At 62.2% G+C, this 18,120-nt stretch carries 16 protein-coding genes and 1 pseudogene; 8 read left to right on the forward strand and 9 right to left on the reverse strand.

The genetic code is table 11. The features are described from left to right. Nucleotides 1-48: 48 nt before the first annotated feature. Both JFU57_RS22855 and JFU57_RS22860 read right to left on the reverse strand, forming a co-directional pair. The gene (locus JFU57_RS22855; RefSeq protein WP_201130856.1) at nucleotides 49-468 is read right to left on the reverse strand and encodes a hypothetical protein; all 420 of its coding nucleotides are present in this window, start codon (nucleotides 466-468) and stop codon (nucleotides 49-51) included. A gap of 38 nt (nucleotides 469-506) precedes the next feature. Then, nucleotides 507-1,211, reverse strand: a complete 705-nt coding sequence (locus JFU57_RS22860; RefSeq protein ID WP_201130857.1) for an alpha/beta fold hydrolase — start codon at nucleotides 1,209-1,211, stop codon at nucleotides 507-509. 377 nt (nucleotides 1,212-1,588) lie between these two features. Here JFU57_RS22860 and lpxO point away from each other — a divergent pair, with 377 nt between their 5' ends. Beyond that, on the forward strand, nucleotides 1,589-2,488 hold the full coding sequence (lpxO, locus tag JFU57_RS22865; RefSeq protein ID WP_078472217.1) for a lipid A hydroxylase LpxO: 900 nt from the start codon (nucleotides 1,589-1,591) through the stop codon (nucleotides 2,486-2,488). Between the two features lie 54 nt (nucleotides 2,489-2,542). Here lpxO and ligD read toward each other — a convergent pair whose 3' ends face one another. Together ligD and ku are read right to left on the reverse strand one after the other, a co-directional pair. Further along, entirely contained in the window at nucleotides 2,543-5,065 is a 2,523-nt protein-coding gene (ligD, locus tag JFU57_RS22870) for a DNA ligase D (protein ID WP_201130858.1), read from the reverse strand. A gap of 35 nt (nucleotides 5,066-5,100) precedes the next feature. Beyond that, nucleotides 5,101-5,994 carry a non-homologous end joining protein Ku gene (ku, locus tag JFU57_RS22875; protein WP_201130859.1) on the reverse strand — a complete coding sequence of 298 codons (894 nt, stop codon included), beginning with the start codon at nucleotides 5,992-5,994 and terminating at the stop codon, nucleotides 5,101-5,103. 216 nt (nucleotides 5,995-6,210) lie between these two features. Here ku and JFU57_RS22880 point away from each other — a divergent pair, with 216 nt between their 5' ends. Together JFU57_RS22880 and JFU57_RS22885 are read left to right on the forward strand one after the other, a co-directional pair. Next, the gene (locus JFU57_RS22880) at nucleotides 6,211-6,573 is read left to right on the forward strand and encodes a hypothetical protein (protein ID WP_078472220.1); all 363 of its coding nucleotides are present in this window, start codon (nucleotides 6,211-6,213) and stop codon (nucleotides 6,571-6,573) included. A 64-nt stretch (nucleotides 6,574-6,637) separates the two neighbouring features. After that, entirely contained in the window at nucleotides 6,638-7,789 is a 1,152-nt protein-coding gene (locus JFU57_RS22885; protein WP_078472221.1) for a PQQ-dependent sugar dehydrogenase, read from the forward strand. Nucleotides 7,790-7,848: 59 nt separating this feature from the next. Here the strand turns inward: JFU57_RS22885 and JFU57_RS22890 are convergent. Next, nucleotides 7,849-8,934, reverse strand: a pseudogene (locus JFU57_RS22890) (peptidase C39 family protein); the annotation flags it as partial. Between the two features lie 92 nt (nucleotides 8,935-9,026). Between JFU57_RS22890 and JFU57_RS22895 the strand changes: the two are divergent. The 3 genes from JFU57_RS22895 (at nucleotide 9,027) to ilvA (ending at nucleotide 12,821) form a co-directional block, all read left to right on the forward strand. Beyond that, nucleotides 9,027-10,613, forward strand: coding sequence for a RimK family protein (locus tag JFU57_RS22895; RefSeq protein WP_242487470.1), 1,587 nt, complete (start codon nucleotides 9,027-9,029; stop codon nucleotides 10,611-10,613). A 10-nt stretch (nucleotides 10,614-10,623) separates the two neighbouring features. Then, a complete protein-coding gene (locus tag JFU57_RS22900; protein WP_078472223.1) occupies nucleotides 10,624-11,553 on the forward strand; it encodes a magnesium transporter CorA family protein in 930 nt (309 codons plus the stop codon). 242 nt (nucleotides 11,554-11,795) lie between these two features. Next, a complete protein-coding gene (ilvA, locus tag JFU57_RS22905) occupies nucleotides 11,796-12,821 on the forward strand; it encodes a threonine ammonia-lyase, biosynthetic (RefSeq protein WP_201130860.1) in 1,026 nt (341 codons plus the stop codon). On the opposite strand, the gene JFU57_RS22910 is transcribed toward ilvA, so the two are convergent. Together JFU57_RS22910 and eco are read right to left on the reverse strand one after the other, a co-directional pair. Next, a complete protein-coding gene (locus JFU57_RS22910) occupies nucleotides 12,822-13,127 on the reverse strand; it encodes an NIPSNAP family protein (protein ID WP_020298058.1) in 306 nt (101 codons plus the stop codon). A 68-nt stretch (nucleotides 13,128-13,195) separates the two neighbouring features. Then, nucleotides 13,196-13,681, reverse strand: a complete 486-nt coding sequence (gene eco / locus JFU57_RS22915) for a serine protease inhibitor ecotin (RefSeq protein ID WP_201130861.1) — start codon at nucleotides 13,679-13,681, stop codon at nucleotides 13,196-13,198. Nucleotides 13,682-14,200: 519 nt separating this feature from the next. Between eco and JFU57_RS22920 the strand changes: the two genes are divergently transcribed. Next, nucleotides 14,201-14,470 carry a DUF1652 domain-containing protein gene (locus JFU57_RS22920; protein WP_020298056.1) on the forward strand — a complete coding sequence of 90 codons (270 nt, stop codon included), beginning with the start codon at nucleotides 14,201-14,203 and terminating at the stop codon, nucleotides 14,468-14,470. A gap of 301 nt (nucleotides 14,471-14,771) precedes the next feature. On the opposite strand, the gene JFU57_RS22925 is transcribed toward JFU57_RS22920, so the two are convergent. Next, a complete protein-coding gene (locus JFU57_RS22925; RefSeq protein WP_078472226.1) occupies nucleotides 14,772-15,035 on the reverse strand; it encodes a DUF2790 domain-containing protein in 264 nt (87 codons plus the stop codon). 165 nt (nucleotides 15,036-15,200) lie between these two features. Further along, entirely contained in the window at nucleotides 15,201-16,214 is a 1,014-nt protein-coding gene (locus tag JFU57_RS22930; RefSeq protein ID WP_201130862.1) for an NAD-dependent epimerase/dehydratase family protein, read from the reverse strand. A 597-nt stretch (nucleotides 16,215-16,811) separates the two neighbouring features. Here JFU57_RS22930 and JFU57_RS22935 point away from each other — a divergent pair. After that, nucleotides 16,812-18,113 (forward strand): OprD family porin, encoded by a 1,302-nt coding sequence (locus tag JFU57_RS22935; protein WP_201130863.1) that lies wholly within the window; start codon nucleotides 16,812-16,814, stop codon nucleotides 18,111-18,113. Nucleotides 18,114-18,120 lie beyond the last annotated feature (7 nt).

The raw sequence follows: 18,120 nt of genomic DNA on the forward strand, positions 1-18,120 counted from the left end.
TCGGCTGAGGAGGGGGAGCGCGCCTTGGCTTGCGCTGACCGGCGCTGCTTAACCCGCAGCGGGGAGCAGGGCCTGGGCCTTCTTTTCAACCAGGCCAGCGCCCATGACCAGCATCTGGGGGAGATCGAGCTGGTCCTGTGCTGATGCGGGTCCCAGATGCTCATCCCCCTGCCACAACTCGGTGGCAACGATTCTGCGATCCAGGCCGCGTTGGGTGGCGGTGAGTACCTGGTTGCCGACCTGCAGCCAACGCTGGGCCCGGATGGGGGCTTTGGAGGTGTACAGGGTCAGGCCGAAGCCGTCCGGCAGGTCCGCGGGCATCTGTGCTGCGCTGAGGGTCGTGGCGTAAAGCCCAAGCAGGATGGTGTCTTTATAGCGCTGCGACACATACAGGACTTTGGCCGGCCGAAAGCCCTGAGCCAGGGGAATCAAGACAATGTCACCGACTGCGGTTTTTCCGGGCTTCATCAAGCAATCTCTTCAAGCAGGTGGCGCAATGGGCGGGTTCAGGACACCGATTGCAGAAAGCGCGTCAGGTGCTGCGCCGCTGGGTCCGGGGCAGCCTGCAAAAGGCAATGGGGGCCGTCGAGGGTCACGATCTGCGCATCCGGCCGCAGGCTTGCCACCGTTTCGCTGGCGCTGGCCGGCACCAGAAAGTCCTGGCTGGCCCGCAGGTACAGCACAGGGACGCGACTGGCAGCCAGTGCCTGACTGACATCCACCGCCACCACCGCCCTGAGCCGGGCCTGCATCACCCGCGGCGTGACCTGGGCGACTGCCTGGGACAGCGCCTGATGCAGGGCCGGCGTCGCGTAGCTGCCGAGCAGAACTCTGCTGATCGGCCCCAGCGGTGCCCGGGCCAACGGCAGCAGCTTGAGCAGGAAACTCAGGCGTCCCAGGCGCGGCCTTGGGTTGCGCACGAAGGTGCAGCACAGCACCAGGCCCTTGAGCAGTGGCGTGTTCGTGGCGGCAATGGCCACGGCGATCGGGCCGGAAAACGACTCGCCGAGCACTACAAACGGTCGCGTCTGGGGCATGGCCTGGCGCACCAGGGATTCGAGGGCCGGGTAGTCCAGGGGCTGATCACTCGGATAGCGCAGCACGATCAGCTCGAAGCGCCCACCCAGGGCGGCAATCAGCGGCTGAAAAAGCTCTCCGGTGCCGTCCATGCCGGGCAGCAGGATCAGCGCCGGTGCGAGGGTGTCAGTCATGGGTATCGCGGTCCTTTGCGGGCGGTCGTTGCAGGCGCTCGCGGGTAGGCGTCGAGCGCGCGCAGCATAACAGGCTGAAAAGCTCCTCGGGCAAGGCGCGCGCTATGCATCGACGATCGCGCCCGGAGCCTTGGGAACAGTGCACAGACGGGTGACCGCCGGGGGGGGCGGCAAGCGCAGTTTTTCACAATTTTGAGTTAACTTTTGGTTACAGAATGTGGCTAAATTGCCAACCAATGGCCAGATGCCAATGAGTGAGGCGGTTCAGTAACCTGCCTGCAGACTGCGCTTTTTTTAATTCAGACGCTGCAATTTGCCCTTCAACCATCGGTTTGCAGGGGCGCGGCATATTCTTTTCTGACGTGTGACGATTTCTCGTGAAACTCATTATTGCTGCTGTTTATGTTCTCTCTATCGCCTACGTCCACCTGCGCGGTCGTGTGCGCCATAAGCTGGGCCGCCAACTGAGTGATCACTCAAGCTTCCTGGCCCCGATCAACTGCTTCCTCTACCTGTTTTCGAAGAACCCCAACCGTCCCTACCTGGACCCGGCCCAATTCCCCGAATTACAGCCGTTGCAGGAGCACTGGGAAGAAATTCGCGCCGAAGGTCAGAACCTGCTCAGGGCAGGGGAGATCAAGCGCTCGGATACTTATAACGACCTGGGCTTCAACTCCTTTTTCAAAAGTGGCTGGAAGCGCTTCTACCTCAAGTGGTATGGCGACAGTCACCCGTCGGCGATGAAACTCTGCCCGCGCACCACCGAACTGGTACAAGGCATCGGCTCGATCAAGGCGGCGATGTTTGCCGAGTTGCCGCCAGGCTCCAAGCTGGTGCGCCACCGCGACCCCTACGCCGGTTCCTATCGTTACCACTTGGGCCTGGACACGCCGAACGATGATGGCTGCTACATCAATGTGGACGGCGAGAGCTACTCCTGGCGTGACGGCGAAGCGGTGGTGTTCGACGAGACCTACATCCACTACGCGGAAAACACCACCCCGCACAATCGCATCATCCTGTTCTGTGACGTCGAGCGGCCGATGAAGTACCGCTGGGTCGCGGCCTTCAATGCCTGGTTCAGCCGCACGGTGATGGCCGCTGCCGGTTCGCCCAACGATGCCGGGGACAAGACCGGTGGCCTGAATCGCGCCTTCAACAAGCTGTACAAAATCCGCCTGCGCGGCAAAGAGTTGAAGAAGCGCAACCGTACGCGTTATTACCTGGAAAAGTGGGCCATCTTCGGCGGCCTATTGTTGCTGTTCATCCTGATCTGACTCCGCCCCCGGGCGCCTGCACCCTCGCTGCAGGCGCCGCTGCCGCCCCTCGTCTCAGGGGGGACTGGCCCCCAGTTGCTGCCACATTTTTGCGCTGATCCGCTGCCGATGGCCATAGCCGTTCCAGGGGTCGTCTTTGAGGGTTTCCAGGCGTTGCCAGAGGGTGCGGATGTCCCATTGCTGGGCGCTGCGCAACCCTGGCAGCTCATCGCGGCTGATAGGCACCGACACCGGCAGGCCGGGCCTGGCCCTGACCGAGTAGGCCGCCACGGTGCTGGCGCCACGGGCATTACGCAGGTAGTCGACGAATATTTTCCCGACGCGGTTCTTCGGGCCCATGGTGGCGCTGATCCGCTCCGGCAACTGCTGCGCCATAAAGTGCGCGATGGCCTTGGCGAAGGCCTTGACCGTGGTCCAGTCATGGACCCGTGCCAGCGGCACGATCAGGTGCATGCCCTTGCCGCCACTGGTTTTCAGAAACGCCTGCAGCCCCAGTTCGTCGAGCACTGAAAGGGTCAGCTGGGTCGCTTCGAGCATGGTTTTCCAGGGCAGGGCCGGGTCCGGGTCGAGGTCCAGGACAAACTGGTCCGGGGTGTCGATGTGCTCGGTGGTGGCGCCCCAGGTGTGCAACTCGACCGTGCCCATCTGCGCCGCGCCGATCAGCGCCGGCAGGCTGTCGATTTCCATCAGGCGTGCATGGCCGGGGTCCAGGGCCGGGTCCAGGTGCTTGATGTGGGGGATGGCCAGGTGCTCGGCGTGTTTCTGGAAGAATTGCTCGCCCTCGACCCCTTCGGGCGCGCGCAGCAAGGACACCGGGCGCCGCCGCAGGTGGGGCAGGATCCAGTCGCCGATGCTTTGGTAGAACTGGGCCAGCTCAAGCTTGGTGGTGCCGCTGCGGGCATCGATGACCCGTTCCGGGTGACTGATGCGCACCCCGGCGACACTGTCCGGGGGCTGGCTCGGGCTGTGTTTCTCCGCTGGCGTTCGATGCTCCCTGGGTGCTGGTGCCTGCTCGCGAACCACCTGGGTCGCCGGTTTGTCGCTGCGCAGGGCAATAAAGGCGGCCTGGCGCACCAGGTCTTCACGGGTCCACTCGGCAAACTCCACTTCGCCCACCAACTGCGGTTCGATCCAGTGCACGCCCCGGGCCTGGGCCGTCGTCAGTGGCTTGGCCAGGGGCGAGGCAGGGCGTTCCAGTGGCTGCATCTGGCCATGCAGCTGTTTCAGCATGGCCTGGTTGAACCCGGTGCCCACGCGCCCGGCGTAGACCAGCCCGGACGTGGCGTACACCCCCAGCAGCAACGCACCAAAGCCGCTGCGCGAGCCTTGCGGGCGGGTGTAGCCGATGATCACGAACTCCTGGCGCAGGCGGCATTTGAGCTTGATCCAGTCCGGGCTGCGCCGCGACACATAGGGGCTGCCGGCGCGCTTGCCGATCACGCCTTCCAGGGACAGGGCGCAGGCGCTCTCGAAAATATCCTGATGGTGGGCGGCGAAGGCCTCGGAGAAGCGCAGCACCTTGCTGTTCTTGCGCCCCAGGGCCTGCTTGAGCAGGGCTCGGCGCTCTTCCAGCGGCGTCTGGCGCAGGTCGGCGCCTTGCAGGAACGGGGCGTCGAACAGGTAGTAAATGATGTCCAGGCTGCGGCCGATGTCGAAGGCGCTCTGCAAGGCCTGGAAGTCTGGCAGGCCCTTGTCGTTGAGCACCACCACCTCGCCATCCAGCCAGCTGTCGCGCAACTTCAGCGCCGCCAGGGCCTTGGCCTGCAACGGCAGGCGCGGGGTCCAGTCATGGCCGTTGCGGGTCAGCAGGCGCACCTGGCCTTTTTCGATCCGGGCCATGATTCGGTAGCCGTCGAATTTGATCTCGTAGCGCCAGTCACCGTTGGGCGGCTGTTCGGCCAGGGTCGCCAACTGCGGTGCCAGGCGTTCTGGCAGGGCCGTGGCGGCTGCTGTGGCGCGCGTGGACTTTTTGTCTTTGGGCGGGGATTTTGGCTTACTCCGGCCGGCACCGACCGTGGCCTGGCTGATCACGCTTTTAGGCAGGTCTTCGAGGACGTCGTATTCATCGGCGGAACGGGCTTGCGGGTCGTTTTCCTTGATCAACAGCCACTGCTGCTTGTCGCCACTGCCGCGTAAATGGGTGCGGACCAGGGTCCAGTCACCTGCCAGCTTTTCGCCGATCAGGCGGAACTTGAGCTTCCCGGCCTCGTAGCCGGCCTGCGGATCGCCATGGGGCTGCCACACGCCATGGTCCCAGACGATCACATCGCCGGCGCCATATTGGCCGGCAGGGATGCTGCCCTCGAAATCGCGGTAACTCAGGGGGTGGTCTTCGACATGCACGGCCAGGCGTTTCTGAGTCGGGTCCAGGCTCGGGCCCTTGGGCACCGCCCAGCTTTTCAGGGTGCCGCCCAGCTCCAGGCGAAAGTCGTAATGCAGGTTGCGTGCATCGTGTTTCTGGATCACGAAACGCAAGGCCGAGGCCCCCGGCCTGTCCTTGGCCGACGGCGTGTCCGAGGGCTCGGAGGTGATGTCGAAATTGCGTTTGCGGCTGTATTCACTCAGGGGTCTGGCCATGACGGACTACCTTGTGCTGCGCGCCCATGCGAGGTTCAGGCGCGGGTCTTGTGCGTGGACTTCTTGCTGGGGGCTTTTTTGCTGGCGGGTTTGGCAGGCGCGCGTCGGGTGGCCGGTTTGGCCGGGGCCTTGGCGCTGGGGCGCGAGCCGAGGCTGCGCTTGAGCATTTCGGTGAGGTCGATAATGTCGGCGCTTTTGCGTTGCTCCTCGCCAGCCTGGGTCTCGACGTCCTCGATCTTGCCGGCGCGGGCTTTCTTCTCCACCAGGGCGTGGATCTTGTCCTCGAAGCTGTCGCGGTACTGCTCGGGCTCCCAGTCGGCGCTCATGTCTTCCACCAGGCGCTTGGCCATTTGCAGCTCCCCCTTGGCCAACTGCGGCTGGGTGACTTCGGCCCCCAGTTCGAGTTCGTCGAGGCTGCGCACCTCGGCCGGCCAGCGCAGCATCACCAGCACCAGCGCCGACTCCAGGGGCATCAGTGCCGCCAGGTGCTGGCGGGTGTGCAGCACCACGTGGGCGAGGGCGACCTTGTCGGTGCTGGTCAGGGTCTCGCGCAGCAGCGCGTAGACCTTGCCGCCGCGTTTGTCCGGAGCGAGGAAGTACGGGGTGTCGATGTTTTGCAGGGGGATCTGCTGGCTGTCGACGAAGGCAAAGATATCGATGGTCTGGGTCGACAGCGGGTGCGCCGAACGGATTTCCTCTTCGCTGAGCACCACATAGCGGCCTTTCTCGTATTGCACGCCCTTGACGATGTGTTCCTTGGTGACTTCCTTGCCGGTGACTTTGTTCACGCGCTTGTAGCCCACCGGGTCCATGCTGCGCTGATCCAGCCAGTCGAAGTCGACGCCGTGGGACGCCGTGGCCGACACCAGGGCCACCGGGATATGCACCAGACCGAAACTGATCGCGCCCTTCCAGATTGCCCGTGCCATGGTCGTCGCCTCTGCAGTGTGAGTCTTCAGGTGACCTGCGGCGTTCGGCAAAAGTTTCGCCCATTAACGCGCGGCGATTCCCTGACGATTCCCGGACCAGGCCGGCTGCGGATATTCGGTGTTACAAGTTCTTAAGGATTATTTAATTAACAAAGGCGAACCCCGGGCGTAGCGTGGACTCGAAACTGATATCTGCTTGCTATCAACGAGGGCCCTATGAACAGACTGATGGGACGCCTGGCCGCGCTCGCCCTGGCCGCATGTGCCAGCGCCGTGGTGCAGGCCGCTCCACAGGCCGGTACTGGCGAAGCGAAATTATTGCTGGCGCAGAGCCTGCCCAATAGCGGCAACGACAACCCCTACAACAGCCCGACGCGCCGGGCCAACCCCAATAGCATGCAAGGCACCCAACCCAGCGCCCCGGCCATTCGCGGGCCGAATACCGCCCCGGTGCCGCGTCCGCCGACCCTGGAAAACGGCGGCATCGGCAACGGCTATCCACGCACCGGCAGCCCGCCCAGAGCCAATCCGCAGCCCCAACCCGGTAGCCGTGACCCTCAATCGAATGACAGACGCTGAGCGCTGCCGAGGACGTTGACGGTCCTTGGCCCGCCGGACTTTCAAGCAACGGAAGGAATAGTGCATGTTGCGTAAAACTCTCCTGGCCACGTTCTGCGCCAGTGTTTTCCTGACCACCGTACCCGCCGCCTCGGCTGCCACCGCGCAGCAATATGCCAGCGAGCAGGGCACCCTCAGCGTCACCCCGATCACCCAGAACCTCGATCATCCCTGGGCCCTGGCCTTCCTTCCGGACAGCCAGGGCATGCTGGTGACCGAGCGCCCCGGCCACCTGCGGCTGGTCAACGCCGACGGCCGGATATCGGCGCCACTGACCGGTGTGCCGCAGGTCTGGGCCAAGGGCCAGGGCGGCCTTTTGGACGTGGTGCTGTCACCGGACTTCAAGCAGGACCGCATGGTCTACCTGTCGTACGCCGAGGGTGGTGGCGAAGGCGGCACCGCCGGGACGGCGGTGGGTCGTGGCCGGCTGTCCAGTGACCTGAAGAGCCTGGAAGGTTTCCAGGTGATCTTCCGCCAGGAGCCCAAACTCTCCACGGGCAATCACTTCGGCTCGCGGCTGGTGTTCGACCGTGACGGCTACCTGTTTATCACCCTCGGCGAAAACAACGATCGGCCGACGGCCCAGGACCTGGACAAGCTGCAAGGCAAAGTCGTGCGCCTCTTCGCTGACGGCAAGGTGCCGGACGACAACCCCTTCGTCGGCCAAAGCGGCGTGCGTCCGGAAATCTGGTCCTACGGCCACCGCAATCCCCAGGGCGCGGCCCTCAATCCCTGGAGCGGCACCTTGTGGGAGAACGAGCACGGGCCCAAGGGCGGCGATGAAATCAACATCATCGAGCGCGGCAAGAACTACGGCTGGCCCCTGGCGACCCACGGCATCAATTACTCCGGCCAGCCGATCCCTGAAGCTCAGGGGCAGAGCGCACCAGGCACCGTGGCCCCGCACCATGTCTGGGAGAAGTCTCCGGGCATCAGCGGCATGGCGTTCTATGACGGTGACCGCTTCAAGGCCTGGCAGCACAACGTGTTTATCGGCGCCCTGGCCTCGCAGGAGTTGATTCGCCTGCAATTCGACGGCGAGCAGGTGGTGCATGAAGAGCGCCTGCTCGGCGAACTCAAGGCGCGCATCCGCGATGTGCGCCAGGGGCCGGACGGTTACCTCTATGTCTTGACCGACGAGGACAAGGGCGGGCTGTACCGCGTAGGCCTGAACTGATTGCCGGCGGCGCCGGGGCCAGGGTCACCGCTCGCATCCGGCACCTGTGCCTGGGGGGCGTACAGCACCACCGCCGCCCGCAGCTTGCTGCTGCCGAAGCTGCACATCTTGGCGAACTCGGCGTGGCTCACCGGCAAGTGCTGGCAGTCCACGGCCTGGCGATGCTGGCTGTGGTCGACGTCCGGGTCGTGCAGGTAGACAAAATCCGGGTCACAGTCAGTGACCATCACCCAATGCGGCGCCTTGGAGCGGGTCAGGCGATAACTGCTGATCAGCACCAGGGGCTGCCCACCGTCGTGCAGCAGGCGCGGCAGGTCCAGCGGTCCGCCCAGCACCTGCTGCACCGAACTCTGGGCAAGTTGCGCGCAGAACTCTTCGTGAACCAGGCGCATGACGTCCTTTTTACGCTCGTCCCGCACGCCATTGAGAAACAGCGGGCCCACGGTATTGACCTGTAACCGCACCCGAAAACCTCGCTGCCAGGCCGCCAGTGCCAAACCCTGGGGGCTGCAGCCGCCATGGCCTGCGGTCATGAACACGGTGGTGGCTTCACGCCAGATCTGCAGTTCTTCGCGTCGCTCCAGCAGCCGGCCGGGTAGCAGGGCGCCCATGGCCATCAACAGGCAGGCCGGGCCGCAGGTGAAGTCGGTGGTCTGGGGGTAGTAGGGCACGCGGATGCTGCGGGTCTCGCGGTGCTGCAGGATGCGTTTTTCCAGGCGCAGGGCATCGGCGTGGTCCTGGTAATAGTCGTGGATCAGGGCAAAGCGCCGATAGCCGTTGCGCTCATAGAGGGCAATCGCCGACGGGTTGTCGCTGCGCACCTCCAGGCGCAGATAGGCGCAGTCATGCGCCAGGGCCCGTGCCTCGATCTCTTGCAGCAGGCGCTGCCCCAGGCCCTGGCCCCGTGCCTGCACGGCGGTGGCGATCGAATACAAGCGCGCCAACGAAGTGCCACGGTGAAACAGCACCAGGGCATAGCCCTGAATGCCTCCCTGGTGTTCGGCGACGACCAACTGCCCATGGGCCCGGCTGATCATCCATTGGAAGCTGCGCGGCGTCAGCCGGTCGCTGGTGAAACATTGCTGTTCCAGCGCCAGCAGACTGGGCAGGTCGTCGAGGGTTGCAGTGCGAAAGACAAGATCCATATAACCGCCGTAAAAGTTGCGTAATGAAACGGGACTTTTAAAAAACTTCATGCTTAATAGAAACGGTCTTGTTCTTCAGCGGATCAATCACTATGTCAGCGGTACAGGGTCAATGGCGTGAAGTATCCGAGCAAAGTTTGCCGGAAACAATAACGACAACTGCTTATTTTTCCGAGGCGGCTAGAACTTCCAGCCAGCTGGTTATTATTGTCGAACGCAAGGAAGACTGGGCGTCCTACTTCCCCAGCGAAGACGTGGTCACGGCTCAGGAATACCTTGAGCAAACCCGTGGCAACGAGCCGGGCAAGCGGGTCCAGGTGATCAACCTGTGCCGCAGCTACAAGTACTTGGGCCATGGCTACTACTGCTCGTTGCTGGCCGAGGCGCGGGGCCATCGGGTGATTCCTTCGGTGCGGACCATCAGCGAGCTGACCCGTAAGTCGCTGTATGGCCTGGCCTTGGATGACCTGGATAAAACCCTGGAAAAGGCCCTGAATAATCATGCTTACAGTGACACTGAAGCCTTTACCCTGACCTTGTACTTCGGCAAAAGTAGTATCGAGCCGTTGCAGGATCTGGCGCGTCAGTTATTCGAGTTGTTTCCCTGTCCCATACTGTTAGTTGACTTCAAGAGAACTAACGGCTGGCATATTGAAGGGGTCAAGTCCGGCACGTTGCATAAAGTGCGCGATGATCAGGAAGATCAATTCGCCAATGCCCTGGACAGTTTCAGCCGCAAGATCTGGCGCCTGCCACGCTCGCGGCGCATGGCCCGTTATGACCTGGCGATCCTGCATGACCCTCAGGAAGCCTTGCCGCCGTCCAACGCCCTGGCCCTGGAGCGTTTTATCCGGGTCGGCAAGGGGCTGGGCATCGATGTCGAACTGATCGAGAAAAAGGATTACTCACGCCTGGCCGAATACGACGCCTTGTTGATCCGCGAAACCACCAATGTCGACAACCACACCTACCGCTTCGCGAAAAAGGCCGAGAGCGAGGGGCTGGTGGTGATGGATGATCCGGCGTCGATCCTGCGCTGTACCAACAAGGTGTACCTGACCGACCTGCTCAAGAGCCATCAATTGGGCATGCCGGCCACCGAGATTCTGTACAAGGAGCGACCGCAGGACTTCGAGCGCGTGGGCGAGCGCCTGGGGTTCCCGCTGGTGCTGAAGATCCCCGACGGCTGTTTCTCCCGTGGGGTGATCAAGGTCGAAAGCCAGCAGGCGCTGCTGGAGGCCACGGCCGAGCTGTTCGAGCATTCGGTGCTGTTGCTGGCCCAGGAGTTTTTCTACACCGAGTACGACTGGCGCATCGGCGTGCTCAACCGCAAACCGATCTTTGCCTGCCAGTACTTTATGTCCAAGGGCCACTGGCAGATCTACAACCACAAGGCCAAGGGCCAGGACATCAACGGCGAGTGCCGGACCCTAGCGGTGCATGAGGCGCCGCGAGCAGTGGTGGAACTGGCGGTGAAGACCGCCAACCTGATCGGCGACGGCCTGTATGGGGTCGACCTCAAGCAGTCCGGCGACAAGGTGGTGGTGATCGAGGTCAACGACAACCCGAACATGGACGCCGGCATCGAAGACGCCTACTTGCAGGACGACCTGTATTCCCTGGTGCTTGAGGAGTTTGTCCGACGCCTGGAGCTCAAGCGTCGCGGCCAGGCCTGGTGAGGCCGCCGCGATGATCCAGAGCTACCGCTTGGCCCAGGGGCGCCTGCTGCCGGTGCAGCGGCTGGACGCCGAAGTGATGCTGTTCTGCAACCCCGACCTGGGGGAGCGCGACCTGCTGCACAGCGCGTTCAAGCTCGATGAGCATGCCCTGGCCTCCGCCCTGGACCCGGACGAGGTGTCGCGCATCGAGTTTCATCCCGACAACCTGTTCCTGATCTGGAAGCGCCCGGAAAACTACTCCGGCGGCGGCAGCCTGGCGTTCGAGGTGTCGTCCTGCGGGTTGCTGTTTTCGCCGGATCGCCTGCTGGTGATCGCCACCGACGACGGCCAACTCGACGGCCTGGGCCAGCGCCAGGCCCTGCACACGCCGCTGGATGTACTGCTGGACCTGCTGCTGGGCAATATTCACCACTACCTGGGGCACCTGAAGGTGATCAAGATGGTCGCCCGGGAGTTGCAGCAGCAGTTCAACGCCTCCATGGAAAACCGCCACCTGGTGCAGATGTTCAACCTCAGCGAGAGCCTGATCTATTACATCAATGCGATTCACAGCAACGGTGCGGTCCTGACCCGGTTGCGCAACCATGCCGAGAAGGAGCATTTCAGCCCGCAGGCGGTGGGCCTGATCGACGATCTGATCATCGAAAACAACCAGTGCTACAAGCAGGCGGAGATCTACTCCACGGTATTCTCCGGGCTGATCGATGCCCGCGGCAACCTGATGAACAACAACATGAACAGCCTGTTGCGCAAGCTGACGCTGATCAACGTGGTGTTTCTGCCGCTCAACCTGCTGGCCAGCATCGGCGGCATGTCGGAGTTCAGCATGATGACGGCCGGCACGCCCTGGTGGGTGTCGTACCCGTTGTTTCTCAGCGCCATGGGCCTGGGGGCGGGGGCCATGGTGCTGGGGCTGAAGCGGCTGGCGAAAAGCCCTTGAGCATGGATCTAGCCAGGGGTTGCTTCAGATAAAGCGCGGCTTGGTGGCGAAATGTCCATTGACGGGTCAGCCTTTTGCCGGGTAATTTCCGTGCATGACTTCCCCAGCATTCCGTTCCCAGCCAAGCATTATTACCGCCATTCCTTATTGGCGGGCTTGCTGACGACTGCACCCAACCCGCCCTGGAGGCGGGTTTTTTCTCTCTGTCTTCCGGGCTTCGAACACCACCCAGGAGACCTCCCATGACCCGCGCCAACCGCCAGGACCCGCAACTCGGGCTGCTTGAAGGCTATGTGAAGAAAATCCTCGCGGCGCCGGTCTATGACCTGGCGGTGCGCACGCCGCTGCAATTGGCGCCGGCCCTATCCCAAGCACTGGGCAATCAGATCCTGCTCAAGCGCGAAGACCTGCAACCGACCTTTTCCTTCAAGATTCGCGGCGCCTACAACAAGTTGTCACAGCTCAGCGAGGCGCAGCGTCAGCGTGGGGTGATTACCGCCTCGGCGGGCAATCACGCCCAGGGTGTGGCCCTGGCGGCGCGGGAGCTGGGTATCGAGGCAACCATCGTCATGCCCACCCACACCCCGGAGCTGAAGGTGATCGGGGTGCGCAGCCGTGGGGCCGAGGCGGTGCTGCACGGGCCGAGCTTTCCGTTTGCCCTGGCCTACGCCCTGGAGCTGGCGGCGCAGACCGGGCGCACCTTTGTCTCACCGTTCGACGACCCGGATGTGATCGCCGGGCAGGGCACCGTCGGCATGGAGATCCTGCGCCAGCAGCCCGGGGCGCTGGATGCGATCTTTGTACCGGTGGGTGGGGGCGGGCTGATCGCCGGGATTGCCGCCTACGTCAAGTACCTGCGCCCCGAGGTGCGCATCGTGGGCGTGGAATCCGAGCACTCCAATTGCCTGCAAATGGCGCTCAAGGCCGGGGAACGGGTGGTTTTGCCCAGCGTTGGCACCTTCGCCGATGGGGTCGCGGTGGCCCAAGTCGGCGTTCATGGGTTCGAGATCTGCCGCCACTATGTGGATGAGGTCTTGACCGTCAGCAATGATGAACTCTGCGCCGCAATCAAGGACATCTACGACGATACCCGCTCGATCACCGAACCTTCCGGCGCCCTGGCCGTGGCCGGGATCAAGCGCTACGTGGCGCAGCGGCAAGTGCGCGGGCAAACCCTGGTCGCCATCGACTCGGGGGCCAATATCAACTTCGACAGCCTGGGCGGCATTGCCCAGCGCGTGGCCCTGGGCAATGCCGTGCCGGCCTGATCAGGCCAGCAACGGACGCATGAAGCTGCGTTCGTAGCTGAGGATGAATTTCTTCTCCAGCAGCGAATCCACCAGGGCCACGCTTTGCGGGTCGGTGAGGGCGATATGGCGGTAGCTTTCGTAGTCGGCCAGGGACGGGAAGCTGAACAGGCAGTAGGCGATATTGCTGGCGCCTTCGGACGGCAGGAAATAGCCGTGGTGGGTGCCACCGAGGCGCTCGACCACCTCGATCCAGGTCTTGGCGTAGGCCTCGAATTCGGCGAGTTGGTAAGGGTCGATCACGTATTTGACATGGCAGGTAATCATGTTCGGCAATCCTTGGAATTCGACGAGGACCTGAATCGGTCAGGGGTGATGCAGCGCCGGCAGCCGACTTACTCGACGCGGGCGCTGTCGACTTTTTTCCCGGCGCTCCAGATCCGGTAGCGCACTTCGACGTCCTTGGGGGCGTAGATCACGATGGGCAGCTTGCTGTTGTAGCGCAGCATGAAACCGTCACCGATCACCGGGACGAACGCGCGATGGCTCTTGCCATCGGGGCAGGCCATCAGGGTGGTCATGGGCCCCGTCACCTGCTCCAGGCGGTAGTACGAATAGCCCCAGCCCTCGAGGGTTTGCTCCTGCAGGTTGCCGCCCAGGCGTTGCTGGTTGCAATCCACGGTCAGGGTCTTGCCCGCAAGGATCTCGACCTTGTAGTCCTGTTCCTGGGATTTTTTCGGAAGCTGGATGACTTGCCGGTTGAAGCCGGATTCGGCCTTGGGGTAGGGGGCTACGTCTTCAAGTTTGGCGGCGTTCGCCGTTGAGGAAATACCCCACAGCAACAGGGCAATGCCGGCGGAATGGATGGATGTCGAGCGCATGACGCCTCCTTGCGGATAAAAAGAAAGACCCACTCATTTGCGTGGATCAGGGCCGGGGCCCGGGTCGGGCATTCTTACCGCCTGCGCTGGGTCAATGCAAACCGTCCGTCTGCGGTCTGGCAATTTGCAGGGCGCAATGCGGCCTTTGTTGCAGATTGCATGATGTCGGAATGATATTTATGGCCCAAGCCCTTGATTGTTCTAGGCATGCCCGGTGGTCGCCCTGGGCATGTTCCGTGCATCTCATACCCTCAAGCCTGATCTCTGTGTCACACCCGGAAACAGCCTGTGGCGGGGCCATCCCTCCAAATGGATCGATGCCTGCAATCCTGGGTAAAAAGCTTGGAGCTCAGAGCTAAATAGAATTTAGCGGGAGCGGGAAAGCGGCCTAGTCTAGGAGTTGGTCCTGTCTTCATGGAAGGTCAAGGCACGGCCCGGATCGCACTCGAACACGGAAGTCACTGCAGCCCTGCTGTTTTGTCCATTGATTGGCAGTCTCAAATAAAGGAGAGAGTCGCCATGTTTTTATCTGCCCTTGAACTACGCAACATTATTGAAAGCAGTTTTCTGCCCAAACGCTGCCAATGCACCTTGAGCCCGGACTTGTCCATGACGGTGAAAGTCTTTGGCGACCATGAAACCGACCGCGTGGACCTGGTCGTGACCGGCATCGATGCCTCGGGCCTCAATGGTTGCCGGGAAATCAACGAGCTGATCGCCGAATTGCGCTATGACCTGGCCCACAATCCAGGTCAGCAGAGCCTGCCCCAACGAGCCCGTGCCTACTAGTCAAGCAGTGGGGCACCGGGGTTTGTCACCATACGCCTGGCTTGGGTGAACCCCAGGCCTGGGCTGGTTTTTTGCCATGCAATGCGGCGCCGAGCCGGTTTCCCGGTCAGGCGCTGCGTTCAGGTCATTTCCTTTATTTCATTCAGCCGATTCGATAGCGCCCAAGGTGAAGCCGCGCCTCAGGGTATTTCGTGGGCGCATCTGATAACGCCCGGCGAACGGGGCCGGGAGGCAGCGACTGAATCAGGCGCTGTGGCCGGGGTCAGGTGGCAGGGTTGCGGCGCCTGACCCCGGGGCTGTTTCAGTTCTGATCGCTGCAGGCTTCGGACAGTTTGCTGTAGCTGATGTCTTCAAGCTTGCCGGCGTTGTCGATGAACTTCATGTCAGCCGTCACCACCTTGCATTCCAGGGTTGTAGGCTCGGTCATCGACACCACTTTGGCCACGTGCAAGGGCATGCCGTAGTGATAGGGCACGGGATGTGTGGTGGTGGTATCGGCCTGGGCCAGCCCGGTAACGCCAGTCAGGGCCAGGGCTGCGCCGATCAACAGGATGCGCGCGTTCATAATGAATCTCCGATGCAGACATTAGGTCGCTCAGCGCCGGATGGCCGCTGAACCTGCCGCGGAGGGCATCAGAAGTATCTGAGCTAGCGCGGTCCAGTACAGCTTTGGACCGCGGGATTAACCAATGATTAAGTAGGGAGCTAAGCAGTTGTAGAAAAAAGCCAATCAGTATTCGCGGCCTTGGGGTTGCGGACTCTGCCCCGAGAGCTCCAGTGCCGGCGCCGGTGGCACGCAGCCGGGCCGGTAATAGGCGTGAAACCACTCGACGAAATGTCCCAGCCCCTGGGCCAGCGGCGTCTGTGGTCCGAACCCGGTGAGGTTTTCCAGGGCGCTGATGGGTTCCGGCCCTGGGGGCAGGTCATTACCCGGCAAGCTCAGGTATTCAAAGCGGGCCTTGCGGCCCAGCAACTGTTCCAGGGTGGCCACGTAATCCTTGAGTTGCACCAGGCGCTGCCCACCGATATTGAACAGGCGCCGGGGCAGGGTGCTGTCGAGCCAGGCCGGCGATTCGTCCTGCAGTTGGGTGTGGCCCGAGGGCGGCTTGTGCAGCAGGCGGACCAGGGAGTGGACCACATCGTCGATGTAACTGAAGTCGCGCTGGTGCAGGCCGTGGTTGAACAGTTTCAGCGGCAACTCCTCGCAAATCGCCCGCGCAAACAGATGGGGCGCCATGTCTGGCCGCCCCCAGGGCCCATACACCGTCAGAAAGCGCAGCGCGGTGGACGGTATACCTTGCAGGCGGCCGTCATTGTCCACCTGCAAGGCACTGCCTGCTTTGCAGGTGCAATGGCTTTCGGGGGCGGCGTAGATCAGGTGTTCAACGGTATGACGTTGGCAGGGGGCCAGGATCGGCTGCAAACCCGCTTGGCTGCAATCAGACTGCCCATGGGCGTTCGCTTGGGTACAGCGTCCACCGGGCTGAGTGGCAAGGTGGATCACCACCTGCGGGCGGACTTCGGCAAATAGCCGCCCCAGGGCCGGAGCGTCGTTCAGGTCCAGCTGTCGTAGGGGGAATTGGCCCACCTGCTCGGCGACCCAACGCACCCGGTCCTGCTTGAGCTGCGGGTCGTAATGGGCATTGAAGTTATCCAACCCGGTCACCTGATGCCCATCCTTGAGCAGACGCAGTGCCGTATGGGCGCCAATGAACCCGGCTGCCCCGGTGATGAGTATGTTCATGTGTGGCAGCCCCCGTGTTGCGCGCCCCCTGAAAGAACGGACGGTGCGCGAGCATACGGCTTGCCTGCAGGATTGCCGGCTAAAGCTCTGATATCCAAGGGAACGACCTCGTCCGTGATGAGCATGATGGGGGTTATTGGCCAGACAGCTGGCGCACGCCGAAAAAACAGCTTTTCCGTATTTTTGACGCTATCACATGCTAAAGACGGTTAATTGACGCGAAGCCGTGTTGTATAAATGACGAGGGTGTAATAAATAAAAAAACCAATTCGATATTTACCTTAAATATCAATTAGTTGAAGTGATTTTATAATCTGATGTATGACTAAGAGAAAGCTGCATCTGCTGTAGGAGAATGCCGACGAGCGGTCATGAATTCGGATCCAAACTTCATGTTGTTTCTCCGTACCGACCCCCGACTACCCGCTGAACCGGGCGACACCGTCAGACTAAGGTCGGGTTTGGTGTCATAAAGCCATCTGCGATGATTGCCGCCCCTCATTGATTCAATCAATTTTGCCCCTGCATCCGAATTTGTCGGGTGGATGGGGCCGCTTGTTTTTATCGCTGTATCGATTGGCTGTTGGAGCTTTTTTCATGTGTTGCCCATTTTCTTTGTCCCCTGCGCGCCCGGTCCTGGGCTTCGGCGCTGCCTTGCTCTGCGCCGGTTTTGCCGGCCCGGTGCGGGCTGAAGGTTTTTTCGAAGACAGCAGCGCGCGGCTGGAGTCACGCACGGTTTACTTCAACCGTGATTTTCGTGACGGCCATACCAGTGCCGCACAAGGGGCCTCCAAGCGTGAGGAGTCGGCCCAGGGTTTTATCCTCAATCTGCAATCGGGGTACACCCGGGGCACCTTTGGCTTTGGCCTCGATGCGCTGGGCATGCTCGGGCTCAAGCTCGATTCCAGCCCGGGTCGCAGCAACAGCGGGCTGTTGCCGTCCCACGGCCAGGACCCCAGGGGTTCCGAGGATCAATACGCCAAGCTGGGCCTGACGGCCAAGGTGCGTTTCTCCCGCAGCGAGCTCAGATACGGCGCGTTGCTGCCGGACCTGCCATTGCTCAAATACAACGACGGTCGCCTGTTGCCAACCCTGTTCAACGGAGCCCTGCTGACTTCCCGGGAGCTTCAGGATCTGACCTTTACCGCCGCCCGCCTGGATCGCTACACCGCCCGTGATTCCACCGATGCCCAGGACATCCGCGTGCATTGCAAGAACAAGCGCTATGCCTGCAACACCACGGCTGATCACTTCGACAGTTACGGGGTCGACTACCGCTTCAATGAGCGCCTGAGCGCCCAGTACCACTACGCGCAGCTGGATGACGTCTATCGCCAGCACTTTATCGGCCTGCTGGCCAATCAGCCCCTGGGCAGCGGCGTACTCAAGGCCGATCTGCGCCTGTTCAAGAGTGCCGACAGCGGCGCCCAGCGTGCGGGCTCGATCGATAACCGCGCCCTGAGCGGCATGCTGGGCTACGCCATCAGCGGCCATACCTTCAGTGCCGGCTGGCAGCGCATGAATGGCGCCAACTCGATGCCGTATCTGGATGGCAGCAACCCGTACCTGGTGAACTACGTCCAGGTCAACGATTTCGCCGCCGCCCAGGAGCGTTCCTGGCAGTTGCGTTATGACTACGACTTCAAGGCCCTGGGCCTCAATGGCCTGAGCTTCCTCACCCGTTATGTCAGCGGCGACCACATCAGCGTGCCGGGCAGCGCCCAGGCGGGTCGAGAGTGGGAGCGCGACAGCGAGCTGAAGTACGTGGTGCAGCAGGGCGATTTCAAGGGCCTGAACCTGCGCCTGCGCAATGCCACCTACCGCAGCAACTACGAGAAGTTTGCCCGGGATACCGACGAAACCCGGCTGATCCTGAGCTACAACTTCTCGATCCTGTAGCCACCCG

This window comes from Pseudomonas sp. TH07 (genome assembly GCF_016651285.1).
Lineage (GTDB): Bacteria > Pseudomonadota > Gammaproteobacteria > Pseudomonadales > Pseudomonadaceae > Aquipseudomonas.